At 58.0% G+C, this 15,645-nt stretch carries 15 protein-coding genes; 4 read left to right on the forward strand and 11 right to left on the reverse strand.

Annotated features, from left to right (window positions below; all coding sequences use genetic code 11):
• The first annotated feature begins 92 nt into the window (after window positions 1–92).
• The 3 genes from AC07U5_RS10025 to AC07U5_RS10035 are packed head-to-tail and all read left to right on the forward strand — an operon-like array spanning window position 93 to window position 4,443.
• Window positions 93–2,888 (forward strand): DUF2339 domain-containing protein, encoded by a 2,796-nt coding sequence (locus AC07U5_RS10025; protein ID WP_494722906.1) that lies wholly within the window; start codon window positions 93–95, stop codon window positions 2,886–2,888.
• 57 nt (window positions 2,889–2,945) lie between these two features.
• Window positions 2,946–3,587 (forward strand): HD domain-containing protein, encoded by a 642-nt coding sequence (locus AC07U5_RS10030; RefSeq protein ID WP_494722907.1) that lies wholly within the window; start codon window positions 2,946–2,948, stop codon window positions 3,585–3,587.
• Window positions 3,588–3,597: 10 nt separating this feature from the next.
• Window positions 3,598–4,443 carry an MOSC domain-containing protein gene (locus AC07U5_RS10035; protein ID WP_494722908.1) on the forward strand — a complete coding sequence of 282 codons (846 nt, stop codon included), beginning with the start codon at window positions 3,598–3,600 and terminating at the stop codon, window positions 4,441–4,443.
• On the opposite strand, the gene AC07U5_RS10040 is transcribed toward AC07U5_RS10035, so the two are convergent.
• The gene (locus tag AC07U5_RS10040) at window positions 4,440–5,174 is read right to left on the reverse strand and encodes a class I SAM-dependent methyltransferase (protein ID WP_494722909.1); all 735 of its coding nucleotides are present in this window, start codon (window positions 5,172–5,174) and stop codon (window positions 4,440–4,442) included. The genes AC07U5_RS10035 and AC07U5_RS10040 overlap by 4 nt on opposite strands.
• A 131-nt stretch (window positions 5,175–5,305) precedes the next feature.
• Here AC07U5_RS10040 and AC07U5_RS10045 point away from each other — a divergent pair, with 131 nt between their 5' ends.
• On the forward strand, window positions 5,306–6,538 hold the full coding sequence (locus AC07U5_RS10045; protein WP_440612093.1) for an MFS transporter: 1,233 nt from the start codon (window positions 5,306–5,308) through the stop codon (window positions 6,536–6,538).
• Between the two features lie 19 nt (window positions 6,539–6,557).
• On the opposite strand, the gene recO is transcribed toward AC07U5_RS10045, so the two are convergent.
• From recO to AC07U5_RS10095, 10 genes are all read right to left on the reverse strand, one after another.
• Window positions 6,558–7,337, reverse strand: coding sequence for a DNA repair protein RecO (gene recO / locus AC07U5_RS10050; protein ID WP_494722910.1), 780 nt, complete (start codon window positions 7,335–7,337; stop codon window positions 6,558–6,560).
• A 298-nt stretch (window positions 7,338–7,635) separates the two neighbouring features.
• Complete coding sequence (locus AC07U5_RS10055; protein ID WP_062426149.1) at window positions 7,636–7,989, reverse strand: response regulator; 354 nt, start codon at window positions 7,987–7,989, stop codon at window positions 7,636–7,638.
• Window positions 7,990–8,308: 319 nt separating this feature from the next.
• Window positions 8,309–9,061, reverse strand: a complete 753-nt coding sequence (locus AC07U5_RS10060) for a Crp/Fnr family transcriptional regulator (RefSeq protein WP_494722911.1) — start codon at window positions 9,059–9,061, stop codon at window positions 8,309–8,311.
• 209 nt (window positions 9,062–9,270) lie between these two features.
• The gene (gene era / locus AC07U5_RS10065; protein WP_062438011.1) at window positions 9,271–10,230 is read right to left on the reverse strand and encodes a GTPase Era; all 960 of its coding nucleotides are present in this window, start codon (window positions 10,228–10,230) and stop codon (window positions 9,271–9,273) included.
• A gap of 10 nt (window positions 10,231–10,240) precedes the next feature.
• Window positions 10,241–10,960 carry a ribonuclease III gene (gene rnc / locus AC07U5_RS10070; RefSeq protein WP_062425670.1) on the reverse strand — a complete coding sequence of 240 codons (720 nt, stop codon included), beginning with the start codon at window positions 10,958–10,960 and terminating at the stop codon, window positions 10,241–10,243.
• A complete protein-coding gene (lepB, locus tag AC07U5_RS10075; RefSeq protein WP_062425671.1) occupies window positions 10,957–11,703 on the reverse strand; it encodes a signal peptidase I in 747 nt (248 codons plus the stop codon). The genes rnc and lepB overlap by 4 nt, the downstream gene beginning before the upstream one ends.
• Before the next feature lie 138 nt (window positions 11,704–11,841).
• Window positions 11,842–12,246 carry a holo-ACP synthase gene (gene acpS, locus AC07U5_RS10080; RefSeq protein WP_062438015.1) on the reverse strand — a complete coding sequence of 135 codons (405 nt, stop codon included), beginning with the start codon at window positions 12,244–12,246 and terminating at the stop codon, window positions 11,842–11,844.
• Entirely contained in the window at window positions 12,243–12,821 is a 579-nt protein-coding gene (locus tag AC07U5_RS10085; protein WP_062425673.1) for a DUF2062 domain-containing protein, read from the reverse strand. Before AC07U5_RS10085 ends, acpS begins: the two co-directional genes overlap by 4 nt.
• Before the next feature lie 218 nt (window positions 12,822–13,039).
• Window positions 13,040–13,186, reverse strand: coding sequence for a DUF3563 domain-containing protein (locus AC07U5_RS10090; RefSeq protein ID WP_082447229.1), 147 nt, complete (start codon window positions 13,184–13,186; stop codon window positions 13,040–13,042).
• A gap of 191 nt (window positions 13,187–13,377) precedes the next feature.
• Complete coding sequence (locus AC07U5_RS10095) at window positions 13,378–15,612, reverse strand: RelA/SpoT family protein (RefSeq protein WP_062426150.1); 2,235 nt, start codon at window positions 15,610–15,612, stop codon at window positions 13,378–13,380.
• Between the last annotated feature and the right edge of the window lie 33 nt (window positions 15,613–15,645).

Below are 15,645 nucleotides of genomic sequence, written 5' to 3' on the forward strand. Positions count from 1 at the left end.
AGAACGACCGCAGCTTAAACCAAAAGACGCCAAGACGCTTGCAGATACCGCAATAAAAGGCTTTAAAAAACAGAGCTATACGCGGAGTGCTTATGACATCTTTCCTGCTGCTTCTTATCGTCGGCTATGTTGTTGCGTTTTTCTACACGCTACGCGCCAGCATCAAGAACTCCCGACGCCTCGCAGAGCTTGAGAAGGAAATGTCCAGCCTCAAGGCCCAGATGGCGGCGGGTGTCGTGCCTGTTGGTACGTCCGCTGAGGCTCAGGAGCAGCCAGAAGATGCTGCTGCGAGTGCAGTTGCTGAAAATCTCTCATCATCAGCCTTCCAAGCTGAAGCCGATACGGATCAAAACGTTGTTCCGCCACCGCTTCCCGTTCAGTCGATGTCAGAGGACATAAAGCAGGACGAAGCCGTTCCCACAGAGGCCCGCGCCAGTTCCGCTACTGCTGCCACACAGGAAAGCTTCGAAAGCAGGCTGGGTGCGCGTTGGGCTGTCTGGCTCGGCGGCATCACGCTTGGTCTCGGCGGCATATTGCTGGTCAAATACTCCATCGAAAACGGCCTGCTGAGCCCCGCTGTGCGGCTTGCCATGGCGGCCCTCTTCGGTCTTCTGCTTGCTGCTGCTGGCGAAGCCATCCGCCGCCGGGCCGTGCCCGGCATTGCGGCCGCCTATTCCAATGCCATGATCCCTGGCGTATTGACAGCCGCCGCCTCGCTGACCCTCTTCGGTGTGGTCTTTGCCGCCTATGGCATCTACGAGTATATCGGACCGACGACGGCTTTCATCCTGCTTGCGCTGGTGGCTTTCGCCACATTGGGACTGTCGCTGCTTCACGGTCAGGCGCTTGCAGGGCTCGGGCTCTTCGGCTCGATGATCACGCCCTCTCTTATTGTTACCGAGACGCCGAACATCTGGGCGCTCTTCGGCTTCCTCACGGTCTCATGGGTGGCAACGGCGCTTGCGGCGCGATACCAGCGATGGAAGGTCGTGCCCGCTCTTGGCAATATCGGCCTTGGCCTCTGGGCTATCGGCTACACCATGGCGTCGAACACGGTTCTTGCCGAGCCCGTCATGTTCGCCCTTCTTGCGGTGATCGCGGGCTTGATCTGGATCTGGCCTGGCAAAGTCTACGAGTATGTCGCAGATGAAAAACCGCCTGTGACCGAGGGCGATGCTGCAAAACCCGCAAACCGCCTTCTCGTGTTCCTGGCAAGACCGCCGCTCGCGATCAATCTCACCGCCTCGCTTGCGATCGTTCTCACCGCACTTGCCATGCTGGCCAGCAGCGCCGGTATCAGCATGCACCCCGCTTTCGTCGTTGCCGTGCTCATCATCGGGCTTGCGGCGCTGGGTGCCGGCCGCCTCAATGCGGTGTGGCCCGCCGTCTTCGCTGCGCTCGCAGCACTTGGCTGCGCCAACATCCTGGCGCAAAACAACCTCGAATTCCTGTCGACCTTCGGCAGCGTCGCAACACCTGCCTCGATCGCCGTCGATCACAGCCTTCAGGCTTCGATCACCCGCATCATGGGCATCGTCTTCCTGCTGTTTGCCGTGGAAGCGATACGGCGCAGAACATCGAGGGATGCGGGTTTCGGCACACTCTGGGCGTTGATCGGCTCCATCGTTCCCGTCGGGCTCGGCGTCATCAGCTTCGTCGAATATGGCAATCTGACGCGGGACTGGCTGCACGCGGCCTATGGCCTGGCGATCGGTCTTGTTCTCTTTGGCGCTGCCTATCGTTTCGACCGAAGCTCTGAGCCTGCCTTCCAGCGGCCCGTCAATATTCTCGCTGTCGGCTCGTTCCTCGGCTTCCTGTTGACGATCCATGCCCTGACGAACGGCCTCGCAACCACCATCCTTATCCCGCTTCTCGGCTTTATCTACGTTCTCGGAACGGGGCGTCGTTCCTGGGCGGCTCTCGCCTGGATCATGGCACTTGCGCTTGTGATCGTGCTTGGCAGGATTGCCTGGGAGCCGACGATCGTCGGTCCGCAAAACCTCGGTACCACGCCCGTCTTCAATGCGCTTCTTGCAGGCTATGGCGTTCCTGCCCTGCTTGCCGTGGTCTCGGCATGGCTGTTGCGCCATTCACCCGATCTCCGCGTCCGAAACTTCCTGCAAGCTCTTGCAAGCCTGATGGTGTTGTTGACGCTGGCGATCCTCGTGCGGCATGCGATGAATGGCGGCGTGTTGAACGACGCGGTGCCGACACTGGGCGAACAATCGATCTACACGCTGCTGACGATCGGCATGTCCGGTGTGCTGATGACGCTCGACATGAACAGCCCAAGCCCGATCTTCCGCTACGGCTCGATGCTCGCCGGCTGCCTTGCGATCGTCAATGTGCTGGTTGCCCATTTCTTCGTGCTGAACCCCTACTTTACCGGCGAGAACACCGGACGCTGGCCGTTCTTCAACCTGCTTCTTATCGGCTATCTGCTGCCGGGCGCGGCCTATGCGGGACTTGCTTTTTATGCCCGAGGCAAACGCCCTCAGCCTTATGTTGCCTTGCTCGCGCTTGCAGGCGCAGTTCTTGGCTTTGCCTGGGCAACGTTATCGGTGCGCCGCTTCTGGCAGGGAGAAAACATCGCGGACTGGAAGGGCTTTCTCCAGGGAGAGACCTACAGCTATTCCGTCGTCTGGCTTGCCATCGGCGTGCTGCTCCTGGCGCTCGGCTCTCGCTTTGATGCCAAGAGCCTGCGGCTTGCCTCCGCTGCACTGGTGCTGCTTGCTGTTGCCAAGGCGTTCCTTATCGACATGAGCAATCTGGAAGGGGTGTTGCGCGCCCTCTCATTCATCGGACTTGGCGTGGTGCTGATCGGCATCGGCCTCTTCTACCAGAAGATCCTGACCGCCAAGCCGAATGATGCCGCGGCTGAGCAGTGATTGCGCCGCTGCCTTACCCGCTCTAAAACGCGATGTCATGAGAGTGGGGAATCGCGAATGCATGCTGGGTCTTTTGCGCCATATGAAACGCTTGCCGAAACGCTGATCCCGCATGCGGCGGAGGGCGATGACGGTTCGCATGATCTCGCGCATATTCACCGCGTCTTCCGCAACGCCATGCGTATTCATGCGCAAGAGGGCGGGAACGGCACGGTGCTGGCCGCAAGCGTTCTGCTGCATGATTGCGTGGCGGTGGAGAAGAATTCGCCACTGCGTTCACAGGCGTCGCGTCTGGCTGCCGAGAAGGCGAGTGCCATTCTTGGCGGCCTCGGCTGGACGCAACGGGATATCGAAGCCGTGGCCCACGCCATTCTGACGCACAGCTTTTCCGCCAATCTGACGCCCGAATCGCTTGAGGCGAAAATCCTGCAGGATGCGGACAGGCTGGATGCCATTGGCATGGTGGGTGCGGCCCGCTGCTTCTACATTGCCGGGCGCCTGGGCTCCGCCCTATATGATCCAGCCGATCCACTGGCGAAAGACCGCCCGCTCGATGATCGCCGCTTTGCCATCGACCATTTTGAAAACAAGCTTTTCAAGTTGGCCAATGGCTTTCAAACCGAAACCGGGCGACAGCTTGCAAAAGAACGACATGAGCGTCTTCAACGGGTGCTCGATATGTTTCTCGACGAAATCTGAGGAAACGGCGATGCAGATCACCCAATTGAATATCTACCCTGTGAAGAGTGCCAGAGGCATTGCACTTTCGCAGAGCGCCATTTCCGCTGAAGGCCTGCCAGGCGACCGGCGCGCGATGCTGGTGGACCCCTCCGGTCATTTCATCACGCAACGCGAACTTCCTGCAATCGCCAGCTTGACTGTGGTGCCGGAAGCCGGCGGCTATCGCCTGTCCGTCGATGGCAAAGGCGAAATCCTCGCCGTTCCGTCGCCCGCGCGGCTCGAAGTTACCGTCTGGAAATCAAATGTCGATGCCGCTTTGGCGACGGATGACGTCAACGGTGCGCTGTCGCAGTGGCTTGGGAAAGAGATGAAGCTCGCCTTCTTCGATGACCAGTCAACGCGCCTTGCCAATGTGGAGTGGACCGGCACCGAGACGCCCGTCACCTTTCCAGATGGCTACCAGATTCTCGTTGCGACCACTGCCTCGATTGAGGCTCTCAACGCGGACATGTTGGCCAATGGCGAAGACAACATCGGCATGGAGCGTTTCCGCCCCAACATCGTGCTGGAGACGGATGAAGCATGGGCGGAAGATCGCTGGGCGGCGATCGATATCAATGGTATTCGCTTCGATCTCGTCAAACCATGCGCCCGCTGCATCATGACCACGCAAGACCAGAAAACGGGCTCACGTGATGTTCCCTCCCCGATGAAGGCCATGGGCCGTATCCGCATGTCCGCAGATCGTCGCATTCCCGGCGTGCTCTTCGGCTGGAACCTCACCCCTCGCGGTGCGGGGACGATCAGCCTCGGCGATGTCGCCACGGTCGTGGAGTGGCGCGACGAGGCTTGGCCGATTAAGCGACGCGCCTAGATCTTACGCGCAGCCACGATGAGGAAGATCGGGCGGCGGTTCTCGTGCACGAGTTCCGGGCGTTCGGACAGAAGAGCAGGATCCGGCTTCGGTTCCGATAGCCGCTCGATGGCAAAGCCCGCCTCGATCAGCGAGTTGATGATGCTCGATAAGGTGCGGTGATACTTGATGACGTCATCCGCCATCCAGTTCGAATGGCGCTCGCCCTCCTGTTGGTAATTGTCGAGCGGCCAATGAAGAATGTCGCCGGCTTCTCCGTAAAACCAGTCCTGCTGCTCAAGTGCAGTAAACACGGGATGTTCGATCGAGAAGACGAAGGCACCACCCTTCTTCAGCAGCTTAAAGACGCGCGCAAAGACCGGCTCAAGCGACGCGACATAATGGAGAGCCAGCGAACTCAACACGACATCGAAGCTATCCGCCTCGAAGGCCGCATCTTCGATCGCCTCGCGCCGGTAGCTGATCCTGGGATGCGCGTTGATCCGTTGCGCCCTCTCCAGCATTTTCTCTGACAGATCGAGGCCGACGACGTTTGCCGCGCCTTGCTCAACCGCGTAGCGGCAATGCCAGCCAAAGCCGCAGCCGAGATCCAGAACCGACTTCCCCTTCAGCGGCGGCAAGAGCGCACGGAACTCGTGCCATTCGCCAGCTTGTGCCAATCCGCCTTCCGAACGGGGCATGGCGCTGTAGCGTTCGAAGAAACCCTCATCGTCATAAATGTTCTGTTTCATCGCAGGCTCCAGTTTATCGATGATCACTCGTCGCAATGGTCCATCAACCTCGCTGATGCACCTGTCAAGAAAAGTCGCTGGTGTCATCGCGTGCGGATGAATACTGTTCTTCTCCTATCCGGAGGAACATCATGGCCACATTATCCAGCGCGTCTACCAGCCGGCCCATGCCGTGGCTGATCATTCTGGCTGGATCGCTGATCGCCGTGATGACCTTTGGGCCGCGCTCGGCCATGGGTTTCTTCCAGCTGCCGATGCTGGCAGATACGGGCTGGGATCGCTCGACATTCGGGCTCGCCATGGCGCTGCAGAACCTCTTCTGGGGTCTGGGACAACCGTTCTTCGGCGCACTGGCTGACAAGTACGGCACCGGACGGGTGCTGGTTCTGTCTGGATTCCTCTATGCGCTGGGGCTCCTGTGCATGTCCTTCGGCACCTCGCCCTTCTGGCTGCATTTCGGCGGTGGCGTTCTCGTCGGGCTTGGCATTGCAGCAGGCTCCTTCAGCGTTATCCTGTCGGCCTTTGCCCGGCATGTGACGCCTGAGCAGCGCTCCATGGCCTTCGGGATCGGCACGGCTGCAGGATCGGCGGGAATGTTCATCTTCGCGCCCATCAGCCAGGGATTGATTTCCAATTATGGCTGGTCGGACAGTCTCGTCTTTCTCAGCGTCATGATGCTTTTGGTGCCGCTTCTGGCATGGCCGCTGCGCGGTGACTCGTCGTCGGGCTCGCAGTCGCAGGCCCAATTTCAGCAGACCGTCGGTGCCGCTTTGAAAGAGGCGCTTGGTCACAAGAGCTACTTGTTGCTGACAACAGGCTTTTTCGTTTGCGGCTTTCAAGTGGCTTTCATCACCGCGCATTTTCCCGCCTATCTCGGCGATATCGGTATCGAACCGCGCTATGCGGTGATCGCCATGGCGCTGATCGGTTTCTTCAATATCGGCGGATCGCTTGCGGCCGGCTTCATCGGGCAGCGCTACTCGAAGCCGCATTTTCTGGCCTATATCTATATCGGCCGTTCGATTGCGGTGACCGCCTTTCTTCTTCTGCCGCAGACGCCCGTCTCCGTCGTCATCTTTGCTGCAGTAATGGGGGTCTTATGGCTCTCCACGGTGCCACCGACAAATGGCCTAGTCGCGATCATGTTCGGCACCCGCCACCTCGGCATGCTGGGTGGCGTGGTGTTTCTGTCGCACCAAGTCGGTTCGTTCCTTGGCGTATGGCTCGGCGGCTTCCTCTACGACAAGCTTGGCTCTTACGATCTCGTCTGGTGGCTGGGTGTTGCGATGGGCATTTTTGCCGCCATCGTGCATTGGCCGATTGAAGAACGACCCGTCATGCGGCCTGCGGCTGCGGCGGCTTAAAGCCAAGAGACGAGTTGATTCAACCGGGTTGACCGACTGATCCTGCACCGCCTGCCGTCTCATTCAACTTCCGCTCCAAGGCCTTTAGAGCCGCCTGGACGAAACCGTCGCGGGCGGCATTTTCTTGAATCCCTCTCGGCTCATAGACGTGTCTGTTGAGAAAATGATTCGTCAGCCGAAAGGCCGCAGACAGGCTTTGGCAATCCGCCGACGGTGCATGTGCCTCGCCAAGAAAGGGAGGCAGCGCCAGCATACGCTGCGCGTAGGGCGCGCCAGCGGCACGAGAAACAGCTCTGCCCGTCTTTGGAGAAACATAGACCAGGTCGCTGCGAATTCCGGTCGCTGCACACTCGGTGAGATCGAGACCGAAGCCAAGATCGTTCAGCACGGCCAGTTCGAAGCGCACGAACAATTCGCCCGCATCCGCCGGGTCGGAGAGGTTGTCGAGAATGACATCGAGCGCACGATAGAGATGCGGGTGCGGATCGCGCTCCGGCAAGAGCCGCAGCAGCGCGCCCATGGCCTGTACGCCATACACTGCTGTCGCCGTTTCCATCAGTTGCGCAGCGCGCAATTGAAGCGGCTCGATGCGGTATTCACCCAAGTGATCATCAAGGCGGGCGCGCCAGGTGACGTCGACGCGATTGCCTGCCTGCAGGACGGGCTGCATGGATCTGGACCGGCCACCCCGTACCATTCCGAGATGGCGCCCACGGGCGCTCGTCATTACCTCGGCAATGACGCTCGTCTCGCCATGGCGCTTGACGCCAAGAATAATTGCCTCGTCCTGCCACTGCATGAAGATATCGCCCTGAGCTCAAACGCCACGACAGATAATCGTCGCATGACTAAAGCGTGTCGTGATCTTTCAGATTTGCTTCTTACGCTTTACAGCATCGGCCCGAAAGTCGGAATCGATTTTCGGACAGCACGATGCGTAGATCAAAGAAGATGGAGCGTCCTTTGTGCGTTCAACGGACGCACGGCGCTCCAGGTCTTTGTTTTATCGCATGTCGTTATTGCAAAACCGCTACACGCTTTTGCTTTGACCATGCCTCAAAGCACCATAGTCTGCGCAAGTGGTTCAGGTCCAATGTTTACGCCATGAGGCGTGCGACGAATGACTTGAGTTCGGGCTCGGCGAAAGGCTTGTCGAGAAGCGGCGTATCGACAAAATCCTCGGGGAACCCGCTGGTATCCCCATATCCGCTGACAAAACCAAACGGGATGGCGTGATCTTTCAATCGTCTCGCCAATTCATAGCTCATCCCGTCCGAGAGATTGACATCCAACAGGACGCAGTCCGGACGCGCACGCTCCAGCGCTTCCTGGGCTTGAGCAAGAGTGGTTACGATGTCGACAGTTTCGACCCCCATAGACTGGAGGCAGGCTTCGGCGTCCATCGCAACCAGATACTCGTCCTCGATGATGAGAACCCGTTGAGGCACCATGTTTATTATATTCTCCGGGCCGGGCCTCAAATCGAAGGCCGATTTCATTAAATTAGCTTTACGTGTTCCTGACATCGCAGATCAGCTTCGCTGCGTCATTTAAAAAAGACATATCAGGATACCGGGTGAAGCCCCAGAAATCATGATTCAAAACTCGGTGAGAGCACGCTCGTAGCGTCGTGCACACCCTTGTGTGATGTGTGTCTCTTCACCCAAAAGCGCGTCGCGATGTTTCAGATTCGCTCCCCACGCTTTGAGTCTTTGTTTGATCGCATGTTGCTATCGCAGAACCGCGGCACAGTTTTGCTCGGACCATGCTTTAGATGAAGGGGCGCTTGCTGCGCGAATCGAGATCCCATCTCGCAAGGTTTGCAAGCCCCTCCTGATCCAGCACGAGACAGCCCTTGTCGATCCAGCGGATGAAGTTTCGTTCCGCAAGTTTCTTCAGCGTCTTGTTCGTGTGCACGATGGAAAGTCCGAGGGTATCTGCCACATGTTGTTGTGTGACGGGAATGGGCACGCCCTTTTGCAGCAGTCCGACGCGCGTCGCCCTTTGATGCAGGAATGCCAGAAGATAGGCCGCGCGTTCGATGGCCGTTCGTCGGCCGACACTCAACAGATGACTATCGAGCATGCGCTCTTCACTTGCAGCGATCCAGGTGAGATCGAAGGCAAGCGAGGGGTGATCGGTGAAGAGGCTGTGGAGCCGCCCCCGCTCGAAGACGCAGAGCGTTACAGGCGACAGGGCCTCGACTGAGTGCTGCATCTCTCCCATCACAGTGCCCTGCAGACCAACGAGATCTCCCGGCATCAGATAGTTCAAGATCTGCCGCCGCCCGTCCTCCATTGTCTTGTAGCGAAAGCCCCAGCCTTCCAACACCGTGAAGAGATGGGCGCTGTGCGACCCCTCCATCAGGATCAGTGCGCCGCTTTCGACGCTCAGTTCACCGGTTTTGAAGTGCGAAACGAAATCAAGCTCCGGCGGAGTGAAATCACGGAAATGCGGCATGTCGCGAAGCGGGCACTCTTCACATGGCGTAGTGGAAACGCCGTTCGGTTTTTTTGGAGACATGACAATCCGTTAGAGGCAAGAAATGGGGTCGAGGTATCAGACGTATCAGTCCTACCACAAGACCTCTTTCCGCATTCTTGCGACCAGTCTCATAAAGGCATGACACGATGGTGAGCATTCGCGACTTGATCCATCGCGTGCCCACCTTACTGCTTGTTTTTATGCATGTCTCATTCGCGAAGCGGTCACCCGCTTCGCTTTCGTTACGCTCAATTGCGCGGGAATTCCAAGCCCATCTCGCGGAAGCGCTCCGGATCGTCGCCCCAGTTCTCTCTTACCTTGACGAAGAGGAAAAGGTGAACCGGCTGTTCGAGAATTTCCGAAAGCTCCTTGCGCGATGCGGATGAGATGGCCTTGATCGCCTCCCCTCCCTTGCCAAGCGCAATCTTCTTCTGGCTGTCGCGCTCGACATAGATGACCTGCTCGATGCGCACAGAGCCATCCTTGCGCTCTTCCCATTTCTCCGTCTCCACATGGGAGGCGTAGGGCAGTTCCTGGTGCAGACGCAGGAAGAGCTTTTCACGCGTGATTTCCGCCGCGAGCTGGCGCATCGGCAGATCGGAAATCTGATCTTCCGGGTAGTACCATGGGCCCTGTGGCAGTTCGCTCGACAGATAGTTCATCAGGTCATCGCAGCCGGAGCCGTTGGTGGCGGAAATCATGAAGGTGCGATCGAAGGCAACGATGTCGTTTGCCGCAGCTGCAAGCTTCAGCAGGTCTTCGCGCTTCACCTGGTCGATCTTGTTGAGGCACAGGATCTTCTTCTGACGAACATCCTTCAGGCCTTGCAGAATGGTTTCTGCGTCACCCTTTAGACCGCGCTCGCTGTCGATCAGCAGCAAAATGATGTCTGCGTCCTTGGCGCCACCCCAGGCAGAGGTGACCATAGCGCGGTCCAGCCTGCGGCGTGGCTTGAAGATGCCTGGCGTATCCATGAAGACGATCTGGGCATTGTCATGAATGGCGATCCCGCGCATTACCGCACGCGTCGTCTGCACCTTGTGGCTGACGATCGAGACCTTGGCGCCCACCAGCCGGTTGACCAGCGTCGACTTACCCGCATTGGTCGGCCCGATCAGCGCAACGAAACCCGAGCGCGTCGGGGCAGCTGCCTTGGCATCATCATCATTACCCTCACCGGGCGCTGCGGCGAAATCATTCTCAGTCATGGGTGTCCAATCAGTTTGCGGCAGATGGTTTCTGCCAGACGCCTTCGCGTTCCAATAGTTTTGTCGCGGCGACCTGTTCTGCCGCACGTTTCGAGCGATCGACGCCTGTTTCCGGCGCAACGCCTGGAATTTCCACCGTCACTGTAAAGCGCGGATCGTGATCCGGTCCGGAGCGATCGTCAACCCGGTAGTTGGGGGTCGCAGCGAACTTCGCATGCGCCCATTCCTGCAGTTCGGTCTTTGCATCGCGACGACCGGCATCCGCACCGTTGGCGCGGCCTTGCCAGTACTTCAGAATGAAGCTGCGCGCAGCCTCCAAGCCGCCATCCAGATAGATGGTGGCAATGAGACTTTCCACCACATCGGCACGCACGTTCAGCATGGCCTTGCCCGTCAACTTCTTGACGTCGGAGCCCGTGCGGATGAAGAGGTGCAATCCCATTTCATCGGCAATTGCCGCACAGGAATCGGCGCTGACAAGCTGGTTCAAGCGAACAGAAAGCTCGCCTTCCGTCGCGTTGCGGAAGGTGGAGAACAGCAACTCAGCGACACAGAGCCCGAGAACCCGGTCGCCCAGAAACTCCAGACGCTCATAGTTACCGGCTTTTGCGGAGCGGGCACTTGCATGTGTCAAGGCCCGGTCAAGCCGGGCCTTTTCCTTGAATTCATATCCGATCAACGCTTCCAGACGGGCGATCTCGTCCGTCTGGAGCGGCTTGGCCTTACTCATTTAACAACCTTGAAGATGCGATCCCAGCGCATATTTGCGGGCCATTCCCAGATATGGCTGAACGGCGTGTCGTTGCCGAGCGAGAAGAAGATGAGGCTGGCACGACCGATGAGGTTTTCAGCGGGCACGTAACCGACGTCGAAACGGCTGTCGAGCGAGTTGTCACGGTTATCGCCCATCATGAAGTAGTGACCTTCAGGGACGATGAACTCGCGGGTATTATCGCCACGGCTATCCGGCGACTGATCAAGCGTGTCATAGCTGACACCATCGGGAAGTGTCTCGCGGAAGACCGGCACGTCGGTGCCCGGATCGGCACGGTAATCCGAGGTGAAGAAGCCGTCCGGCTCCTTCGGAACGGGATTGCCATTGATATAGAGCACGCCGTTCGTCACCTGAATGCGGTCACCCGGCAGACCGACGAGCCGCTTGATGTAATCCACCTCCGGGTTCGGCGGCAGGCGGAAGACCACCACGTCGCCGCGCTTCGGCTGGCTGAACTCCAGAATACGACCGGAAAACAGGTCGGGCGAGAAAGGCAGCGAGTACTTGGAATAGCCATAGGAGAACTTGTTGACGAACAAATAATCCCCGACCAAGAGCGTCGGCATCATCGAGCCAGACGGAATGGTAAAAGGCTGAAACAACACGGTGCGAATAACCATCGCCAGCAGAAGAGCCTGAACGATGACCTTGACGTTTTCCCAGAGGGCGTTCTGCTTCTTTTCTGCTTTTTCGGACACTTAGAGACCTGTCTGCTCGTTCTTCGTCGTTGTCATAAAACCGCTCAACGGTCTTCTGAGATGCTTTAGTGCCTTTCATGACCAAAGGGAAGCTTTTCTATCGATATGCGTACCGGTCAGCCCGTTGCTGCTTTGACGTCATCTGGAAAGGGGAAGCGCCTCGATAATGACGAAGGCCTGCGCATAGGGAAAGTCATCGGTAATGGTCAGGTGGATCACCGCCTCATGCCCTGCCGGCAACATGGACTGGAGCCGCTCACCTGCGCCGTTGGTCAGACGCATTGTCGGCTTGCCACTTGGCAGGTTGATGACGCCCATGTCCTTCCAGAACACGCCCTGTGCCAAACCGGTCCCCAGCGCCTTCGAGCAGGCTTCCTTGGCGGCGAACCGCTTGGCATAGGATGCGGCGCGGTTCTTGCGCCGGTCGGATTTTTCTCGCTCGATATCGGTGAAACAGCGGTGGGTGAATCTGTCGCCAAAGCGTTCGATGGAGGCCTCCACCCTGCGGATATCGATGAGATCGCTGCCGAGCCCGATAATCATTCAACCACGTCCATGATGGCGTTACGGTTTGCGGCACGCGCGGCAATCTTTTGATGCTTGCGCTGACGGAAACCACTGATGACTGCATAGACCACAGCGTAGGTAACGACGGCGGAAATAGCAGCGGGAATCAGCGAACCGATCGTCATCGGCTCCAAAACCGGCTTCCACAGCTGCAGGAAGTTCATATGCGCAAATATTTCCACGAAATCCACGCGCGCCGCTACCTCGCCGCCATTGCGGCCAAGAATGAAATGACCGAGCTCCCAGGTGGACGCCCATATCAACGGAAATGTCAGTGGGTTGGCAAAAGTCGTTCCAAGTGCCGCAGCAACGAGATTTGCACGCAGAACAAAACCGATCATCATGGCAATCAGAATATGGATACCGAGAAAGGGTGTCCAGGCAACAGCCACGCCTGTTGCCGCCCCCGCGGCCACCGCATAAGGCGACGCCGAAAGGCGGACCAGCTTCAACTTCATATAGCGGAGAGAACGGCGCAGCCCCATACGCGGCCACAGTGCAGCGAGGAGTCTTTCAGAGAGTTTTGCAGGACGGCGGCGGCGAAAAGGCATGTGCGGACTTTATGTCATCGCCTGCATTCCGCCAAGTGGCGAAAAAGGCGCCGTACCGGAAGCGCGTCACGATCCGTAGACCCGTTTCCTGCGCTTCAATTATCAATTCTCTCGCACGCCTTATCCAGAAACTTTGAACGATGTTCCGCGGCGTGCGTTAACGGAGCCCCATTTGGCTCCGCATGAGCGTGGCGGCATGGCCGCCATGCATTTTTGTCTTATCTACGGAACATGCCGCGATCGACTTCACGCTGGCGCAGTTCGAGATCCACAGTGGAGACCGAGCCGCTGAGGTAATCGAATTCGCGTTCCTGAACCGACTTGCCACGAACAGCGCGGGCGATCTTACGAAGCGGTGCAAACATTTGCATTTCCTTTCCAGACTTGAGGCTTTGTCTTCAACGACAGGATTGCCGGAGGAAACCTCTGTTGCTCTTTATTTCTGGACTGAAGATAGCTGCATGGCCGCGCAATGACTACGGATAAGACAAGGCCGCTGCCATGCATTGAGCGCATAGCAACGACCTTGAAAGCATTTATTTAAGCAATGGATGCATCAATCGAAGGCACGTTTCACCGTTGAAACGCAGTCGAGGTCCTTTAATTGAGACAGAAGCTGGTTCAGCTGGCGCAGATCCCAGACTTCCACGTCGAGCGACAGTTCGGAAAAGTCCGTGCCGATCCGCACCATGTTGAGCGCCCTGATGTTTACATCCAGCGTCGCGATGGATTGAGCCACGGAGGCGAGCGTGCCCGGCTCATTCAGGGCGTTGATCAACAACCGCGCCATGAAGCGGGACTTGTTCGCCTCATCGAGATCCCAGCGCACATCGATCCAGCGTTCCGGCTCATCGTCAAACCGTTGAAGCGCAGGAGACTGGATCGGGTAGATGGTAATCCCCTTACCCTTTTCCATGATGCCGACGATCCGGTCACCCGGAACTGCCCCTGTCGCGCCGAAATGGACCTCGACATTATCTGACAGACCGCGGATCGGCATCGGATCGGGGCCATCCAGCACTTCGGTGGCGCCATCATCTTCGAGTGCGGAACGTGATTTTCCTGGGATCTTGAAGATCATGCCCGAGGCGCTGCGCATATTGAACCAGCCATCGTCGCCGGTCATCTTCACGGTCACGCGCTCGTCCTGATAATCCGGGAAGACTGCACGTAGTACATCGAGAGAAGACACCTCGCCGCGACCGACCGCCGCAATCGCATCCTCCGCATCCTTCTGAGCCAGACGGTGCAACACGGGCTTCAGCGCCTCTCGCGAGAAGGTCTTGCCGGCACGTTCGAAGGTGCGCTCCAGAATACGATAACCCAGGCCCGCATATTGCTTGCGGATCGCCATGCGGGTTGCACGGCGGATCGCAGAGCGCGCCTTGCCGGTGACAACGACCTCTTCCCAGGCGGCAGGCGGGACCTGGACGCCGGAGCGAATGATTTCCACCTCATCACCATTGTTGAGGCGTGTGACGAGCGGCATGATACGGCCATTGATCTTCGCACCGACAGTGGTGTCGCCAATGTTGGTGTGTACGGCGTAGGCGAAGTCGATGGGGGTCGCACCACGCGGCAGCGCAATGAGCTTGCCCTTGGGCGTGAAACAGAAGACCTGATCCTGAAACAGCTCAAGCTTGGTGTGCTCGAGAAATTCTTCGGGGTTGTCGCCTTCGGCAAGCGATTCGATCGTATGGCGCAGCCAGGAATAGGCGTTGGTCTCGGTCGAAAGCTGTTCCGTGTCGCCCGTTTCGCCATCCTTGTAGAGCGAATGCGCGGCAATACCGTATTCGGCAATCTCGTGCATGCGGCGGGTGCGGATCTGCAACTCGATACGCTGGCGCGACGGGCCAACGATGGTCGTGTGGATCGAACGATAATCGTTCTGCTTCGGGGTTGAGATATAGTCCTTGAAGCGGCCCGGGACCACACGCCAACGCGTATGCACGATACCGAGCGCGCGGTAGCAAGAGGGAATATCCTGTACAAGAAGGCGGAAGCCATAGACATCCGACAATTGCTCGAAGGACAGCGACTTGGACTGCATCTTGCGAAAAACCGAATAGGGTTTCTTCTGCCGCCCCTTGACCATGGCACCTTCGACGCCATTGGCCAGCAGCAATTCACGCAGCTCGTCCTCGATCTTCTTGATCAGGCCCTCATTGCGCTCTTCCAACTCCTGCAGTCGCTTGGTGACGGTCTCGAAGGCATCGGGGTTGAGATAGCGAAACGAGAGATTCTCAAGCTCGTCGCGCATATCCTGCATACCCATGCGACCGGCAAGCGGCGCATAGATTTCCATCGTCTCTTCGGAGATGCGGCTGCGCTTATCCGCCGGCATATGTTCCATGGTGCGCATATTGTGCAGGCGGTCGGCAAGCTTGACCAAGAGCACACGAACGTCGTCTGAGATGGCAAGCAGCAGCTTGCGCAGATTCTCCGCCTGCTTGGCCTTTTTGCTGACGAGATCAAGCTTCTTCAGCTTCGTCAGACCCTCGACCAGCCGGCCGATATCTTCACCGAACATCTCGTCGATTTCGGCACGCGTCGCGCTGGTATCTTCGATCGTGTCATGCAGGAGAGCGACGGCAATGGTCGACTCATCCAGATGCATTTCGGTGAGAATGGCCGCGACCTCCAGCGGATGGGAAATATAGGGGTCGCCATTGGCCCGCTTTTGCTGGCCATGCTTCTGCATCGCGTAAACATAGGCCTTGTTCAACAAGGCCTCATTCACATCAGGCTTGTATGTCTGAACCCGCTCCACGAGTTCGTATTGTCGCATCATGAATGGGATGCCCCGAAAAAGAAAGCGCGCCAA

The sequence above is a fragment of the Agrobacterium sp. GW821-FHT02D03 genome (assembly GCF_059421725.1).